This window comes from Micromonospora globispora (genome assembly GCF_003857015.1).
Classification (GTDB): domain Bacteria; phylum Actinomycetota; class Actinomycetes; order Mycobacteriales; family Micromonosporaceae; genus Micromonospora; species Micromonospora globispora.
The window spans coordinates 1-561 of sequence record NZ_QGGF01000079.1; the positions used below are offsets into that span (position 1 = coordinate 1).

Here is a 561-nt window from a genome sequence, read left to right on the forward strand (position 1 = left end):
CTGCACGCCCACACCGTGCACAGCGACGGCGCGCAGACCATCGACGAGCTGGCCGCCCTCGCCGTCTGCCGGGGGCTGGACTTCCTCGCCGTCACCGACCACAACACCGTCAGCCACCACCCGTGGCTGCCGGAGGCCGGCCGCCGGTACGGCATCACCCTCGTGCCCGGGCAGGAGGTGACCACCGACCGGGGACACGCCAACGTGTTCGGTCCGGTGGGCTGGGTGGATTTCCGCGAGCCGGCGGACCACTGGCTCGCCGCGGCGGAGCGTGGCGGCGGGCTGATGTCGGTGAACCATCCGCTCGGCGGCGACTGCGCCTGGCGGCAGCCGGTGACCACCCGCACCCGGTTCGTGGAGGTGTGGCACTCCGGCTGGTGGGACCGTACCTGGGGGGCGCCGCTGGCCTGGGCGCGGGCGTGGCGACCGGACGTCGTACCGGTCGGGGGCAGCGACTACCACCGGCCCGGCGCGGACGCGCTGCCCGGCGCCCCGACCACCTGGGTGCTCGCCGACGGCGACCCGACCGACGAGGCCGTGGTACGCGACGCCCTGCTCGCC

General features: G+C 75.8%; 1 protein-coding gene. It reads left to right on the forward strand.

Annotated elements, in window-relative coordinates; translation table 11 throughout:
• Positions 1–561: CehA/McbA family metallohydrolase (locus DKL51_RS03030; RefSeq protein WP_185734685.1), on the forward strand; the 561-nt coding region annotated here is incomplete at both ends.